9 protein-coding genes are annotated in these 14,874 nt (G+C 71.4%); all 9 read right to left on the bottom strand.

All coding sequences use genetic code 11. From position 1 onward, the window contains the following. Nucleotides 1–123: 123 nt before the first annotated feature. The 9 genes from OG251_RS28720 to ligA all read right to left on the bottom strand — a co-directional run bounded on the left by OG251_RS28720 (nt 124) and on the right by ligA (nt 14,848). Nucleotides 124–2,343, bottom strand: coding sequence for an MMPL family transporter (locus OG251_RS28720; RefSeq protein WP_326679834.1), 2,220 nt, complete (start codon nt 2,341–2,343; stop codon nt 124–126). Between the two features lie 303 nt (nt 2,344–2,646). Continuing rightward, entirely contained in the window at nt 2,647–4,758 is a 2,112-nt protein-coding gene (locus OG251_RS28715; protein WP_326679833.1) for a phosphocholine-specific phospholipase C, read from the bottom strand. A 151-nt stretch (nt 4,759–4,909) separates the two neighbouring features. After that, entirely contained in the window at nt 4,910–6,154 is a 1,245-nt protein-coding gene (locus OG251_RS28710) for an SLC13 family permease (protein ID WP_326681449.1), read from the bottom strand. A 100-nt stretch (nt 6,155–6,254) separates the two neighbouring features. Continuing rightward, on the bottom strand, nt 6,255–7,763 hold the full coding sequence (gene gatB, locus OG251_RS28705; protein WP_326679832.1) for an Asp-tRNA(Asn)/Glu-tRNA(Gln) amidotransferase subunit GatB: 1,509 nt from the start codon (nt 7,761–7,763) through the stop codon (nt 6,255–6,257). 16 nt (nt 7,764–7,779) lie between these two features. Continuing rightward, entirely contained in the window at nt 7,780–8,013 is a 234-nt protein-coding gene (locus tag OG251_RS28700; protein WP_073727053.1) for a hypothetical protein, read from the bottom strand. Nucleotides 8,014–8,018: 5 nt separating this feature from the next. Next, on the bottom strand, nt 8,019–9,521 hold the full coding sequence (gene gatA / locus OG251_RS28695) for an Asp-tRNA(Asn)/Glu-tRNA(Gln) amidotransferase subunit GatA (protein ID WP_326679831.1): 1,503 nt from the start codon (nt 9,519–9,521) through the stop codon (nt 8,019–8,021). Between the two features lie 5 nt (nt 9,522–9,526). Beyond that, nucleotides 9,527–9,823, bottom strand: coding sequence for an Asp-tRNA(Asn)/Glu-tRNA(Gln) amidotransferase subunit GatC (gene gatC / locus OG251_RS28690; protein ID WP_003966094.1), 297 nt, complete (start codon nt 9,821–9,823; stop codon nt 9,527–9,529). 189 nt (nt 9,824–10,012) lie between these two features. After that, nucleotides 10,013–12,337 carry a putative bifunctional diguanylate cyclase/phosphodiesterase gene (locus OG251_RS28685; protein ID WP_442818385.1) on the bottom strand — a complete coding sequence of 775 codons (2,325 nt, stop codon included), beginning with the start codon at nt 12,335–12,337 and terminating at the stop codon, nt 10,013–10,015. 315 nt (nt 12,338–12,652) lie between these two features. Further along, entirely contained in the window at nt 12,653–14,848 is a 2,196-nt protein-coding gene (gene ligA / locus OG251_RS28680) for an NAD-dependent DNA ligase LigA (protein ID WP_326681447.1), read from the bottom strand. Nucleotides 14,849–14,874 lie beyond the last annotated feature (26 nt).

Below are 14,874 nucleotides of genomic sequence, written 5' to 3'. Positions count from 1 at the left end.
GCATGGACGGCGCTGCTTCCCGCACGGTGTCCGTGCGGTGGCCGGCGCCGCTCTCCACGCCGCTTCCCACTCCGTGGCCCGGGCCGTGGCGGGCCCGTGGCCCGCCCTGCCGCTGCCGGAGTCTCAGCGAACGCGCTGTTCGAGCGCTCCCGTCTGCTCGTTCACGCGCGTCCCCGGGATTTTCGCATGCGGTACCCGGCAGTCCGGCGGCTCGATGCTGATCCTCGGCAGCCACCGCTCCAGCCGGGCGGGCAGCCACCAGTTCGCCCCGCCCAGCAGGTGCATCAGGGCGGGCACCAGCAGGGTGCGCAGGACGAAGGCGTCCAGGGCGACGGCGGCGGCCAGCGCGATGCCGAACATCGCGATGACCCGGTCGCCGCTGAGCACGAAGGCGAGGAAGACCGAGATCATGATCACCGCGGCGGAGTTGATCACCCGGCCGGTCTCGGCGAGGCCGACCCGGACCGCCCGCCGGTTGTCCCCGGTCTCCAGCCACTCCTCGTACATCCGTCCCACCAGGAAGACCTGGTAGTCCATCGAGAGGCCGAAGAGCACCGAGACCATGATCACCGGAAGGAAGGGTTCGATGGGGCCGGCGCTGCCGAGGCCCAGCAGTTCGCTCCCCCAGCCCCATTGGAAGATCGCGACGACGACCCCGAACGAGGCGGCCACGGCCGCCACGTTCATCACGGCGGCCTTCAGCGGGATGCCGACGGAGCGGAAGGCGAGAAGCAGCAGCAGACAGCCGAGCGCGATGACGACACCGACGAAGAGCGGCAGCTTGCCGATGATGACCTCGGCGAAGTCGTCGTAGCTCGCCGTCACCCCGCCCACGTGGGCCCGCAGCGAGGTGTCGTCCCGCACCGGCGGCAGGACGTCGGTGCGGAGCCGGTCGACCAGCTCGCTGGTCTGCTTCGACTGCGGTGCCGACGTGGGGACGACGGTGAGGAACGCCGTGTCGCCGGCGCTGTTGTACGTGAGGGGTCCGACCGCCGCGACGCCCTCGGTGTCCCGCAGCGCGGCGGGCAGGCTGTCGAGGGCGAGCCGGTCGTCGGCGCCGTCGAGCTGTGCGGCGATCGTCAGCGGCCCGTTGACGCCGGGTCCGAAGCCGTCGGCCAGCAGGTCGTACGCCTGCCGGGTGGTGGAGCTGGTGGGGTTGTTGCCCTGGTCGGAGGTGCCCAGGTGGAGTCCGAAGGTGGGCAGGGCGAGGACCAGCATCACGGCGGCGGCGATCGCCCCCAGCAGCTTGGGGTGCCGTTCGACGAACGCGGACCAGCGGGCGGCGAAGCCGGTGGGCGGTTCCGGCCGCGGGCCGTGCTCGGCGAGCTCCGCGCGTTCGCGCCGGCTCAGTGCCCGCATTCCGATGAGGGAGAGCAGCGCGGGCAGCAGCGTGACCGAGGCGGCCACGGTCAGCACGACGGTGAGCGAGGCGGCGATGGCGACGCCGTTGAGGAAGCCGAGCCGCAGGACCAGCATGCCGAGCAGGGCGATACAGACCGTCGCCCCGGCGAACACGACCGCGCGCCCGGTCGTGGTGACGGCGTTCCGCGCCGCGTCGGCGACCGTCATCCCCTGTCGCAGCCCTCTGCGGTGCCGGGTGACGATGAACAGCGCGTAGTCGATGCCGACGCCGAGCCCGATCAGCATGCCCAGCATCGGTGCGAAGTCGGCGACGGTCATCAGATGGCCGAGCAGCACGATGCCCGCGTAGGCGGTGCCGACGGAGACGAGCGCGGTGGCGATGGGCAGCAGGCTGGCCGCGAGCGAGCCGAAGGCGAGGAAGAGGACGACTGCGGCGACGGCCACCCCGATGGCCTCGCTCAGGTGGAGGGCGGGGGCTTCGGTGAGGGCGACGGCGGTGCCGCCCAGCTCGACCCGCAGCCCGTCGCTCCCGGCCGCCTTCGCGGTGTCGACGAGCGCCCGCGCCTGTTCCTCGGGGATGTCGTCGGCCTGGTGGTCGAAGGTGACCGTGGCGTACGCGGTGCGGCCGTCCTCGCTGATCTGCCCGGTCCCGGCGGCACCGTACGGGCCGGTGACGTCGCCGATGCCGGGCAGTTCCTCGATCGCGTGCAGGGTCCGGGTCATCGTCTGTTCGACGTCGGCGGCGAGGACCGTGGAGCCGGTGGTGTGCCAGACGACGGTGTCGGTGTCCCCGCCGAGGTCCGTGAAGCCGTTGCGCAGGAGTTCGGTGGCCCGGCCGGATTCGGTGCCGGGCACCTCGTAGTCGTTCGAGTACGCGGAACCCGCGAAGCCCGCCGCGGTCGCCGCGCCGCCGAGGGCGGACAGCCAGAGGAGGACGGCGACGAGGCGGTGCCTGATGCACCAGCGGGCGATGGCGGCCAACGGACGGGCTCCCTGCGGGCTCGTGGACCCTTATCCGGAGATAGTGGGAACTTCCGGTAAACGTCACAGGACCTGAGAACCGTCACTCTGACAGCCAACTGTGATCGTTTGCCCCATTCGTGGCCATGGTCACATGGCTTGATCTCACCCCTACACGCCACCGTCACCCGCCCCCGGGGACCACGGGGGAGCGCCGGGACACTCCCGGGCGCACCAGGACGCTCGCGGGGACCTCGGGGCGCTCCGGGGCGCACCGGGCCGGTGGCCACCCCCCGCGGCCCCGGCCCGTGTCCCCTCCCCCGGTCAGCCGGAGACGCTCGCCCTGCCGTTCTCGATGTGCCCCATCAGACGGCGCCGGAAGGTGGCCTCCCCCTCGGCGGTCACGGCGAGGTCGTACCAGCCGCGGGCGTCGGACGCCGAGTGCACGACCGTACGGCTGCGTCCCGGCTTGACCTTGACCGTGCGGGTCCAGTCCCGCAGATCGTCCTCGTCGACGTACGCGAGCGGCCGGACGGTGAACGTCAGGGTGCGCCTGCCGGTGTTGCGCAGGGTGAGGTGCAGGTCGCGTTCGTGCGCGTCGATCCGGGACGCGACCTCGGCGGTGCCGTCGGCCGCTCCCTCGAACTCCCGCCGGAAGCCGTTCGGCCCGGTGACCGTGAACCGGTAGCCCTTATCGGTAAGGGGCACGGTCCATTGCGCGGTGCTCCTTACATCGCGATGCTGCGGCGCGGTGAACTCCCCCGCGTACGGGTACAGCGCGAAGTGCGCGGAGGACCGGCCGCTGTTGCTGAGGGCCACCCGCAGCTGCCCGTCCACCCGCCGCGCCTGGGCGTCGGGCTGGTAGGGCAGGGGCCTGGCCGGGCGGGCGCCCCGCTCCTGCACGGGCAGGTGCTGGACGGCGGGCGGCTTCGGCTGCCAGCGGCCGCTCAACGGCGGAATGACGGCGGGGTGCGCCACCTTCGGCTGCCGTCGGGCCCGCTTGAAGTCGAAGGCCGAGGTGAGATCGCCGGTGACCTGGCGCCGCCAGTCGCTGATGTTCGGCTCCCGTACTCCCGTCCAACGCTCCAGGAAGCGGATCACGGAGGTGTGGTCGAAGACCTCGGAGCAGACGTATCCGCCCACCGTCCACGGTGAGACGACCAGCAGCGGCACCCGTACGCCGAGGCCGGTGGGCTTGCCCTCCCACTGCTCCTCGGCCACCTCGGGAGGGGCGACCGGCGGCGGTACGTGGTCGAAGAAGCCGTCGTTCTCGTCGTAGTTGATGAGTACGGCGGTGTGCCGCCACACATCGGGGTGCTTGCCGAGCGCGTCGAGCACCTTGTAGACGATCGTGGCGCTGTGCACCGGCGAGGAGACGCTCGGGTGCTCGGAGTCGAGGGCCGAGGGCACCAGGTAGGAGACCTCGGGCAGCGTCCCGGCAGCGACGTCCTTGGCGAACTCGTCGGCCAGGCTGCCGGTCTCGACCCGGCGCAGCGCCCGCTCGAAGAGGCTGCGCTCGGACTTCGTCAGCGTGGCGACGCCCTCCTCCAGCAGCCCCAGCAGCCGCTCCCGCTCGCCCGTGTCGTCCGTGTCGCGGACGGCGGCGTAGAAGGACTCCATGTACGTGTGTCCGCCGGTCTTCGCCAGCGCCTTGCGGGCGACGGCCTTGAAGGTGGCGAAGAACTCGATCTGGTTGTCGGTGAAGTTCTCCCACTCCGTGTACGTCTTCCAGCTGCGCCCGGCCTTTTCCAGCCGCTCCGCGTAGGTGCTCCAGTCGTAGCCGGGGTGGGTGCCCTCGTTGTACGCGTCATTGCCGACGGCCCGCTTGCCGTTCGGCTCGTTGCCCGTCTTCCCGCTCCACAGGTGGTTGCGGTTGGGGCTGGTCGAGGTGTGGATCGAGGAGTGGTAGGCGTCGCAGATCGTGAAGGTGTCGGCGAGTTCGTAGTGCAGCGGGATGTCGCGGCGGTCGTAGTACGCCATCGTGGCGGCCGTCTTCGCGGTGATCCAGCCGTTCATCCAGCCCCCGGCCCATGCCTTGGAGCCACCGCTCCAGGAGTGGTCGAGGGCCCCGATGTACTGGAGGTCCTTCTTCTGGGTCTCGGCGGCCCCGCGCACCGGGAACGGCAGCACACCGGTGCCCAGCGGGCCCGGCTGCTCGAAGACGGGCTTGCCCGAGGGGAGTTCGATCGCGTTGCGGTCGCCGAAGCCCCGCACCCCGCGCAGCGTCCCGAAGTAGTGATCGAAGGAACGATTCTCCTGCATCAGGATCACCACATGCTTGATGGCGCCCAGACCGTCACGACCGGCCCCCGCGGCGGCGGGCTGTGCGGCGATCGCGGCCTGGAGCGACGGTGGCAGGAACGATCCCGCCGCCGCGGCGCCGAGCGCGCCGCCGCCGAGCGCGAAGAGCCGCCGTCGTGAAATGTCCGTGGTCAAGTGAGCCTCCCGATTCCGGTGGTACGGCGGGGAAGTTAGTCAAGCCAAGTGGCTGCGGGAAGGCCGTTGCACGGCATGGCGGTGAACGTCCAACAGGTCGTCACCGAAAGTCCAAGCGGCACCCTCCCGCGAACGGCCCCCACCACCGCCCTCACACCCCGATGAGGTGCAGCGCCCCCCACAGCGCGACCGTCGACGCCACCAGCGTCGCCGGTACGGTCACCAGCCCGAGCCGGGTGAAGTGGCCGAGCTCCGGCTCCGCGCCGTGCGCGTGCAGGATGCGGCGCCACAGCAGGGTCGCGAGCGAGCCGACGTAGGTGAGGTTCGGGCCGAGGTTCACCCCGATCAGCGCGGCCAGCAACGGTCCGGGACCGGCCGCCGCGACGACCGGGAGCAGCGCCAGGATCGCGGGCAGGTTGTTGATCAGGTTGGCCAGCACGGCGGCCACCGCGGCGACCACCAGCAGATCGGGCAGCGAGGAGCCGTCCGGCAGCAGCGTGCCGATACCGGCGCCGAGCCCGTGGTCGACGACGGCCTCGACCACGACGCCCAGCGCCAGGACGAACAGGCAGAACAGCGGGTTGGCGGCCCGTACGAGGCCCTTGACCGTCGTCCTGCGCCGCCCCAGCGCCCTCACCGCGAGCACCGCCGCACCGGCCAGCGCCGCCCACAGCGGTTCCGCGCCCGCGAACGAGGTGACGACGAAACCGGCCAGGGTGAGCGCGAGCACGACCAGCGTGAACACGGGCACGCGGGTCCGGTCGCGCTCCGGCAGCGGCTTCGGCGGGTGTGCCCCGGCCGCCAGGTCCGCGGCGAAGGCACGGCGGAAGACCACGTACTCGACGGCGATGGCGGCCAGCCACGGCAGGGTCATCAGCGCCGCGAACCGGGTGAAGGAGAGCCCGCTGGCGGTGAACGCCAGCAGATTGGTCAGGTTGGAGACCGGGAGCAGCAGGGACGCCGAGTTGGCGAGGTGCGCGCAGGCGTAGACGTACGGGCGGGGGCGGGCACCGACGCGGGCGGCCGTCGCGAGGACGACCGGGGTGAGCAGGACCACCGTCGCGTCCAGGCTGAGGACGGCGGTGATCAGCGCGGCGATGACGAAGACCCCGCCCAGGAGCGGTCCGGTCCGGCCCCCGCAGGCGCGGGCCACCAGATCCCCGGCCGCGGTGAACAGCCCCTCGTCGGCGCAGAGCTGGGCCAGGACCAGGATGGCGGCGAGGAATCCGACGACCGGCAGCATGCTGTCGATCCGGTCCCGGGCACCGTCGAGCGGCACCACGCCGGCCAGGACCACCAGCACCGCGGCGGGCACGGCCACGGTCGCCTCCGGCAGCCCCCGGGGGCGCAGGACGGCGAACGCCAGCACCGCGAGGAGCAGCGCGACGGAGAGGATTCCGGCGGTGACGGTGTTCAGCGGAGTCTCCGAGCGGGGAAAAGGGGCGGTGCACCCGCATCACGGGTGCACCGCCCCTACGAGGACGTACGAGACGGGCTCAGCCCTCGACGCCGAGCTTCTCCAGGATCAGCTCGCGCACGCGGGCCGCGTCCGCCTGGCCGCGGGTGGCCTTCATGACCGCGCCGACGAGCGCGCCCGCCGCCGCGACCTTGCCGCCGCGGATCTTGTCGGCGATGGCCGCGTTGGAGGCGATGGCCTCGTCCACGGCCGTGCCGAGCGCGCCCTCGTCGGAGACGACCTTCAGGCCGCGCTTCTCGACGACGGTGTCCGGGTCGCCCTCGCCCGCGAGGACGCCCTCGATGACCTGGCGGGCCAGCTTGTCGTTGAGGTCGCCCGAGGTGACGAGCTCGGCCACCCTGGCGACCTGCACCGGGGTGATGGGGAGCTCGTCGAGGCCGCGGGCGGTCTCGTTGGCGTTACGGGCCAGCTCGCCCATCCACCACTTGCGGGCCTGGTCCGAGGGGGCGCCCGCGTCCGTCGTGGCCACGATCAGGTCGACCGCGCCCGCGTTGAGGATGGACTGCATGTCGTGCTCGGAGACGCCCCACTGCTCCTTCAGCCGTGCGCGGCGCAGCCGCGGCAGCTCGGGCAGACTCCTGCCGAGCTCCTCGACCCACTCGCGGGCCGGGGCGACCGGAACCAGGTCGGGCTCCGGGAAGTAGCGGTAGTCCTCGGCGTTGTCCTTGATGCGGCCGGCCGTGGTGGAGCCGTCCTCCTCGTGGAAGTGCCGGGTCTCCTGCACGATCGTGCCGCCGGAGTTCAGTACGGCGGCGTGCCGCTGGATCTCGAAGCGGGCGGCACGCTCGACGGAACGCAGCGAGTTCACGTTCTTCGTCTCGGAGCGCGTACCGAACTTCTCGGTGCCGTGCGGGCGCAGCGACAGGTTCACGTCGCAGCGCATCTGGCCCATTTCCATCCGGGCTTCCGACACGCCGAGCGCCTTGATGAGCTCGCGCAGCTCGGCGACGTACGCCTTGGCGACCTCGGGTGCCCGCGCGCCCGCTCCCTCGATCGGCTTGGTGACGATCTCGATGAGCGGGATGCCCGCGCGGTTGTAGTCCAGCAGGGAGTGGGACGCACCGTGGATACGGCCGGTGGCGCCGCCGACGTGCGTCGACTTGCCGGTGTCCTCCTCCATGTGGGCGCGCTCGATCTGCACGCGGAAGATCTCGCCGTCCTCCAGCTGGACGTCCAGATAGCCGTTGAAGGCGATCGGCTCGTCGTACTGGGAGGTCTGGAAGTTCTTCGGCATGTCCGGGTAGAAGTAGTTCTTCCGGGCGAAGCGGCACCACTCGGCGATCTCGCAGTTCAGCGCGAGACCGATCTTGATGGCGGACTCGACGCCGATCTCGTTGACGACCGGCAGCGCGCCGGGCAGCCCGAGGCAGACCGGGCAGGTCTGCGAGTTGGCGTCCTGCTTCAGCTCCGTGGAGCAGCCGCAGAACATCTTGGTCTTGGTGCCGAGCTCGACATGGACTTCGAGGCCCATGACGGGGTCGTAGGACGCGAGCGCGTCCTCGTACGACACCAGGTCAGTGACAGTCACGGTGAAACTTTCCCTCTCAGCCCAGCAGGACGTCGTCGTCGCCGAGACGCTTCAGTTCGCGATACAGGATCGCGAGGCCGGTGACGATGGCGGCGGCGGACACCGCGGCGTCGATCAGCCGCAGCACGTCGTTGTCGTTGCGCGCGAGCTTCGCCTGCTTGGCGACGCTGATCGCACCGAACGCGGTGCTGCCGAGCGAAACGTACAGCCCGGTCTTCGACTTCTTGAAGTTCTTGGCCTTCTTTGCCATGGCACTCACAGCGACGGAGCCTCCTCGAGCAGCGGGTGCCCCCACTTTTCCACGAAGGCGGCCTCGACGGCGGCTCCGACCTTGTACAGACGGTCGTCCTTCATGGCGGGGGCGATGATCTGCAGCCCGACCGGCAGACCGTCCTCGGGGGCCAGGCCGCAGGGCAGCGACATGGCGGAGTTGCCCGCGAGGTTGGTCGGGATGGTGCACAGGTCCGCGAGGTACATCGCCATCGGGTCGTCGGCGCGCTCGCCGATCGGGAAGGCGGTGGTGGGCGTCGTCGGGGAGACGATGACGTCCACCTGCTCGAACGCCTTCTCGAAGTCCCGGGTGATGAGGGTGCGGACCTTCTGGGCCGAGCCGTAGTACGCGTCGTAGTAGCCGGAGCTGAGCGCGTACGTACCGAGGATGACGCGGCGCTTGACCTCGTCGCCGAAGCCGGCCTCACGGGTGAGCGCGGTGACCTCCTCGGCGGACTTCGTGCCGTCGTCGCCGACCCGCAGGCCGTAGCGCATGGCGTCGAAGCGGGCCAGGTTCGACGAGCACTCGGACGGCGCGATCAGGTAGTACGCCGACAGGGCCAGGTCGAAGGACGGGCAGTCCAGCTCGACGATCGTGGCGCCGAGCGACGTCAGCAGCTCGACCGACTCGTTGAAGCGCTGGACGACACCGGCCTGGTAGCCCTCGCCCGAGAACTGCTTGACGACGCCGATCCGCATGCCCTGTACGGAGCCGTTGCGGGCGGCCTCGACGACCGGCGGGACCGGGGCGTCGATGGACGTCGAGTCGAGCGGGTCGTGCCCGGCGATCGCCTCGTGCAGCAGGGCCGCGTCCAGGACCGTACGGGCGCAGGGCCCGCCCTGGTCGAGGGAGGACGAGAAGGCGACCATGCCGTAGCGCGAGACACCGCCGTAGGTGGGCTTGACGCCCACGGTGCCGGTGACGGCGGCGGGCTGGCGGATGGAGCCGCCGGTGTCCGTGCCGATGGCGAGCGGGGCCTCGAACGAGGCGAGCGCCGCCGCGGAGCCGCCGCCCGAGCCGCCCGGGATGCGGGTGAGGTCCCAGGGGTTGCCGGTCGGGCCGTAGGCGCTGTTCTCGGTGGAGGACCCCATGGCGAACTCGTCCATGTTGGTCTTGCCGAGGATGACGACATCGGCGGCGCGGAGCCGCTGCGTCAGGGTCGCGTCGTACGGCGGGACCCAGCCCTCAAGGATCTTGGAGCCGACGGTGGTCGGCATGTCCTTGGTCGTGAAGATGTCCTTCAGCGCGAGCGGAACGCCGGCCAGCGGGCCGAGCTTCTCGCCCGCGGCCCTCTTCGCGTCGACGGCACGGGCCTGCGCGAGCGCGCCGTCCCGGTCGACGTGCAGGAAGGCGTGGACCTTCTCGTCGATCGCGTCGATCCGGGCCAGGTGGGCCTCGGTGACCTCGACGGCCGTGAGCTCGCCGGAAGCGATCTTCGCGGCGGTCTCGGCGGCGGTGAGCTTGATGATGGTGCTGATGTCCGTCATGGCTGTTAGTCCTCCCCCAGGATCTGCGGCACCTTGAAACGCTGCTGCTCCTGGGCAGGGGCGCCGGAGAGCGCCTGCGCGGGGGTGAGCGACGGACGGACCTCGTCCGCCCGCATGACGTTGGTCAGCGGCAGCGGGTGGGAGGTCGGCGGTACGTCTTGGTCGGCGACCTCGGAGACGCGGGCGACCGCGCCGATGATGTCGTCGAGCTGACCGGCGAAGTGATCGAGCTCTTCGCCCTTCAGCTCCAGACGCGCCAGCCGGGCGAGGTGGGCGACCTCCTCGCGCGTGATGCCAGGCATGCAGCGATCCTCAGGGGTTGGTGTGTGGTTTTGGCCCAATCCTATGGGGTCGCCCGCAGCCCGGTTCCCCACCGGCCCCTTCACCCGGCCCGATCACGCCGGACCGCGCCGGAGGGCCGGACCACGTCCACGGGCCGGACCCGCGCGGAAAACGCGGGCGGACCGCCCGCCCCGCCCCGCTCCGCCCCCTCAGGCTGTGGCGGGGCCCGACTTCACGGCACGGCCGGAGGGCCGCTGCTCCACGTCCGCCGCCCCGTTCACGGCGGTTCCGTTCACCGCCGCTCCGTTCACCGCGGCCCCGTTCACCGCGCCGTTCGCCACCGCGCTGTTCACCGCCGCGGCGGCAGCGGCGGCAGCCGCCGCCGCTGCCGCCGCCGCGAGCTCCGCGGGCCGTCGCCAGCCGTGCTCGCCGCGCGCCCGCAGCCAGGCCGTCGCCTCCTGCGGCGGCATCGCGGCGGCGACCAGCCAGCCCTGCACCGCGTCGCACCGCAGATCCCTCAGCCGCTCCCAGGTCTCGTCGTCCTCGACACCCTCGGCGACGACGAGCAGGCCGAGCGAGTGGGCCAGGTCGATCGTGCAGCGGACGATCTCCGCGTCCTCGTGGTCGATGGCCAGCCGGGCGACGAACGACCGGTCGATCTTGAGCTCGCTGACCGGCAGCTTGCGCAGATGGACCAGGGAGGAATAGCCGGTGCCGAAGTCGTCGAGGGACATCTTCACGCCGTGCCCGGTCAGCCCGGCGAGCGTGTCGGCGGCGCGCTGCGGGTCCTCCAGCAGCACATGCTCCGTTATCTCCAGCTGAAGGGCACCGGCCGGCACCCCGTGCCGGGCCAGCCGGGCGGCGACGCTGCCCGCGAAGCCCGGAGTGTGGACGTCGCGCGGGGAGACGTTGACCGCGACGGGGACGAACAGCCCCTGCGCCCGCCACCTGGCGACCTGGGCCAGCGCCGTCTCCAGGACGTACTCCGTGAGGTGCGGCATCAGGCCGGACGACTCCGCGATCGCGATGAACTCGTCCGGGGGGACCCGCCCGCGCTCCGGGTGCACCCAGCGCACCAGGGCTTCGAGACCGGCGACCTGGCCGTCGAAGCGGACCTTGGGCTGGTAGTGGAGCTCCACCTCGCCCGCGTCCAGCGCGCGCCGCAGATCGCCGAGCAGACCGAGCCGGTCTGGGGTGTTGCTGTCCCGCTTCGACTCGTACACCTCGACGCCCGTACGGTCCCGCTTGGCCTGGTACATGGCCACGTCCGCGCGCCTGAGCAGTCCTTCGGCGTCCAGCGCGTGGTCGGGGTAGACGGCGACCCCGGCACTCGCCTCCAGCACCAGGGTGAGACCGTCGAGGTCGAGCGGCGAGGAGAGTTCCGCGACCAGGTGGCGGGCGACCCGCTGGGCGCTGGTGGTGGAGTCGGCCTGGGGCAGCAGTACGGCGAACTCGTCCCCGCCGAGGCGGGCCGCCTCCGCACCGCGCGGCAGGGCGAGCCGCAGCCGCTCCGCTATCTGCAGCAGCAGCCGGTCCCCCGCCAGGTGACCGAGGGTGTCGTTGACGGCGCGGAAGCGGTCGAGGTCTATCAGGACCAGCGCGGACCTGGTGCCCACGCTCTCGGCGTCCGCCAGCGCCGACCAGGTCCGCTCCAGCAGCCACTGCCGGTTGGGCAGCCCGGTCAGCGGGTCCCGCAACTGCTCCTCCGCCCGCGCGCGGGCGATCCAGAGCGTGGAGTCCAGGGCGATCAGCGGAACCGCGAAGAGCGGCAGCAGTACCGGCATGACCGTCGCGACGACGCAGATCAGCGGGGCGATCCCGAGCAGGGCGACGGCGACGAGCCCCTGGCGCAGCAGCGCCGTGCGGGCGATGGTCGGCAGCCCGCCGCCCTGGGGTGCCCGCGCGTACCAGAGCAACACCCGGGTGACGAGAAGATACGTGGAGGCGGCCAGGAGCACTTCCGGAACGGCTTCGATGCCCCAGTCGAGTGGCTGCCAGGGGGCCGCGACGGTCGGGACCTCGCCGAAGGCGGCCAGGACGAGGGCGGCGACCCCGATTCCCAGGATGTCGACCGCGCCGTGCAGCAGCCCCTGCCACCAGCGGTGGCGTCTGGCCGACCCGACGAGGACCACCACGACCGTGCTGACCAGGCATGCGGGCACCCACCCGTAGAGCAGCAGTACGGCGAGGGTGAGGGCGGCCCCGGAGCCGGTGCCGCCCCACCACCGGTCGCGCCCCAGCGCGACCAGGTGGCCGACGATGATTCCGGTGAGCAGGGCGAGCGACCAGCCCACGGAGCCGTCCGGGAAGAGCGCCTCGCCCTCGCGCACCGTCAGGTAGAAACCGGTCGCCAGCTGGAGCGTGGCGATCATCACGACGACGGCACCCACTTTGGGCGTGAGGCCGACGAAACCTTGCAGCCGCGCCACCGGTGCGGCGCTCTCGGTCGGTTTCATTCCGTCCCTCTCACAGCCGGCGGGGCCGATGGCCCCCGCTCTCATGCCACCGCGACCTCCTACCGGAAGACCGCGCACGGCAGGCGCACGTCTCAACAGTAGGCCGCGAAAGGCTTCCACGGGCAGCGCTCTACAGCTCTTGCCCGAATGCGAACCGACCACCCGTCACCTTCTGCTATGCGCCGAACGGGTGGCCGTGGTCGGCCATTCGGGCCTCGCGGGCCCCTCTCGCCCCCTCTGGCCCGTTTCTTCCCCCCTGATCCGCCGCCACGCCTGGGCGTTGTCTCGAAGACATCTCGAAGACGTCTCGATCGTGGCCGGAACCGAGATGTCCCCGGCCGGGGAGCGCCGCCGTTCCTCGACGGACGGGGGCGGCGTCCCCCGCCCGTACCGCTACTCCGCGACGGGCAGGGCCGCCTCCGCCGCCGCGTCCGGTCCCCGTTCGAGCAGCACGGCGAAGCCGTCCTCGTCCAGCACGGGCACCTTCAGCTGCATCGCCTTGTCGTACTTCGAACCGGGGTTGTCGCCCACCACCACGAAGGCGGTCTTCTTCGACACCGATCCGGCGACCTTCGCGCCCTGGCTCTGCAAGGCCTCCTTCGCGCCGTCCCTGGTGTACGTGGTCAGCGTTCCGGTGACGACGACGGTGAGCCCTTCGAGCGGGCGCGGCCCTTCGTCCTGACCCGCCCCCTCGTCCTCCATGCGGACCCCGGCCTCCCGCCATTTGCGCAGGATCTCGCGGTGCCAGTCCTCCGCGAACCAGCGCTTGACCGACTCGGCGATGATCTGGCCGACCCCGTCGGCGGCGGCCAGCTCCTCCTCGGTCGCCTCGTCGATCCGGTCGATGGAACGGAACTGACGGGCCAGCTCCGCGGCGGCCACCGGGCCCACATGACGGATCGAGAGCCCCGTCAGGATCCTGGCCAGCGGGGCCTCCTTCGCCGCGGCGATGCCCTCCAGCATCGCGAGGGCGTTCTTCTTGGGCTCGCCCTGCTGGTTGGCGAAGACCGTCGCGATCTTCTCCTCGCCGGTCTTCGGGTCGCGCTTGGGCAGTCCGCTGTCCTGGTCGAGGACATAGGCCCGGATCGGCAGCAGCTGATCGACGGTCAGCCCGAAGAGGTCGCCCTCGTCCAGCAGCGGCGGCTCGGCGGGCTCCAGCGGCTTGGTCAGGGCCGCGGCGGCGACGTACCCGAAGTGGTCGATGTCCAGGCTCTTGCGGCCGGCGAGGTAGAAGATCCGTTCCCGCAACTGGGCCGGGCAGGAGCGCGCGTTGGGGCAGCGGAGGTCGATGTCGGCCTCCTTCATGGCGCGCAGCTCCGTGCCGCACTCGGGACAGACGTCGGGCATCACGAACGCCTTCTCCGTGCCGTCGCGGAGATCGACGACCGGGCCGAGGATCTCCGGGATGACCTCGCCCGCCTTGCGGATCACCACCGTGTCACCGATCAGGACGCCCTTCGCCCGGACCACGTTCTGATTGTGCAGGGTGGCGAACTCGACCTCCGAGCCCGCCACTTCGACCGGTTCGACCTGGGCGTACGGGGTGACCCTGCCGGTGCGTCCGACGCCGACGCGGATGTTGACCAGCTTGGTGTTGACCTCCTCCGGCGCGTACTTCCAGGCGATCGCCCAGCGCGGGGCGCGCGAGGTGGAGCCCAGCCGGCCCTGGAGCGGGATCTCGTCGAGCTTGACGACGACACCGTCGATCTCGTGCTCCACGGAGTGCCGGTTCTCGCCGAAGTACGCGATGAACTCCCGTACGCCGTCGAGGGAGTCCACGACCTTGTTGTGCCCGGCCGTGGGCAGTCCCCATTCGCGCAGCAGTTCGTAGGCGTGCGACAGGCGGTCGATGTCGAAGCCCTCGCGGGCGCCGATGCCGTGCACCACCATGTGCAGCGGGCGGGTCGCGGTGACTCTGGGGTCCTTCTGCCGCAGCGAGCCCGCCGCCGCGTTGCGCGGGTTGGCGAAGGGTTTGTCATCGGCCGCGACCAGCCGGGCGTTCAGCTCCTCGAAGGCGTCCATCGGGAAGAAGACCTCGCCCCGGATCTCGACGAGGGCCGGAATCCGCTCCCCCTTCAGCCGGTGCGGGATCTCGGCGATGGTCCGGACGTTGGGGGTGATGTCCTCGCCGGTACGGCCGTCGCCGCGGGTCGCCGCGCGGGTGAGCAGGCCGTGCTCGTAGGTGAGGTTGACGGCGAGTCCGTCGACCTTGAGCTCGCACAGGAGGTGGTAGTCCGTGGTGCCGACGTCCTTGGCGACGCGCTCGGCCCAGGTCGCCAGCTCCGCGTCGTCGAACGCGTTGTCCAGGGAGAGCATGCGCTCGCGGTGCTCGACGGACGTGAACTCCGTGCGGTACGGGCCGGCGACCTTCTGGGTCGGGGAGTCCGGCGTACGCAACGAGGGGTGCTGGTCCTCCAGGGCCTCCAGCGCGCGCAGCAGCCGGTCGAACTCGGCGTCGCTGACGACCGGCTGGTCGTTCACGTAATACCGGAAGCGGTGCTCCTCGACCTGCTCGGAGAGCCGCGCGTGCTCCTCCTGCGCCTGCGCCGGAACCGTGCCCGACTGCTCTGCCCGGTGTTCGCCGGCCATCATCCCGTCCTCCCGTTGGCCCGCCG

This window comes from Streptomyces sp. NBC_01237 (assembly GCF_035917275.1).
GTDB lineage: Bacteria > Actinomycetota > Actinomycetes > Streptomycetales > Streptomycetaceae > Streptomyces.
This window is presented reverse-complemented; position numbering and strand designations above follow the sequence as displayed.

What these genes read in the sequence shown, in the direction of transcription:
- ligA (WP_326681447.1), bottom strand. Translation starts at nt 14,848, where the DNA reads ATGGCCGGCGAACACCGGGCAGAGCAGTCGGGCACGGTTCCGGCGCAG.
- gatC (WP_003966094.1), bottom strand. Translation starts at nt 9,823, where the DNA reads ATGCCTGGCATCACGCGCGAGGAGGTCGCCCACCTCGCCCGGCTGGCG.
- gatA (WP_326679831.1), bottom strand. Translation starts at nt 9,521, where the DNA reads ATGACGGACATCAGCACCATCATCAAGCTCACCGCCGCCGAGACCGCC.
- OG251_RS28700 (WP_073727053.1), bottom strand. Translation starts at nt 8,013, where the DNA reads ATGGCAAAGAAGGCCAAGAACTTCAAGAAGTCGAAGACCGGGCTGTAC.